Annotated in this window: 2 protein-coding genes; one reads left to right on the forward strand and one right to left on the reverse strand. The window is 68.7% G+C overall.

Annotation, left to right across the window (positions count from 1 at the left end):
- Window positions 1-197, forward strand: a 197-nt coding sequence (locus tag E1295_RS49590; RefSeq protein ID WP_220449277.1) for a hypothetical protein, incomplete at its 5' end; no start/stop codon positions are given.
- A 144-nt stretch (window positions 198-341) separates the two neighbouring features.
- Here the strand turns inward: E1295_RS49590 and E1295_RS48250 are convergent.
- On the reverse strand, window positions 342-814 hold a 473-nt coding region (locus tag E1295_RS48250), incomplete at its 5' end, for an FAD-dependent monooxygenase (protein ID WP_181958165.1).

Raw genomic sequence — 814 nt, forward strand, 5'->3', positions numbered from 1 at the left:
CGCTGACCCAGTTGTTCTTCCACCGGTTCAACCGGCCGCTCGAACCGGACAAAGCTCCCTCACCGCCGGCCTCGCCCATCAAGAGCATGTCGTACGCCATCCAGGCCGGCCCGGTGCTGGCCTGGCGTGAACTCCTCGTTCAGACGGTGCTCCTCGTGTGGGTGTTGTACATGCTGATCACTCAGAACGGCGGGTGAACGGCTCTTAGCTGACCAGACCTGATCCACGCCCGTTCTCTTGAGCGGTTCGGCATGAGCCGCGCCATCGGGCGCGTCATGGTCGGTTGCTGAGCGCCGAGGCCACCCGCAACATCTCGTCAACCGGCCAGGCGGCCGGCCGGCTCAGCCCTTGATGAAGCGGCGGATCATGTAGCGGCGAACCGGGGGCAGGGAGGCCAGCCGCAGAGGTAGCAAGCTCAACCACAGCAGGAGCGGGCTGGTGGGAGCGTAGACGCCTTTGACGCGGCGGCCGAGTTTCTGCTTGCGCTCGGCTTCGGGCCGGATGGCCGCCTCCCACGCGGCCAGCGCGGCGGGGACGTCTCCGGGGTGGGCGGCCAGTTCGGCGCCGAGGCGGTCGGCGCCGCCGACGGCCAGGGAGGAGCCGTATCCGGCGAAGAGGGTGACGCACCAGGCGGCGTCGCCGAGCAGCACCACCCGGCCTTTGCTCCAGGATGGTGCGACGACCTGGCTGATGGTGTCGAAGTAGACCGAATCGGCCCGTTGCAGTCCGGCCAGGGTTTCGGGGATGATCCAGCCGAGGTCGCCGTAGACGCGCTGCAGTTCGGTGGTGACGTCCTCGTCCGGGCGGGCGTGGC

The organism is Nonomuraea mesophila (assembly GCF_004352805.1).
GTDB classification, from domain to species: domain Bacteria; phylum Actinomycetota; class Actinomycetes; order Streptosporangiales; family Streptosporangiaceae; genus Nonomuraea; species Nonomuraea longispora.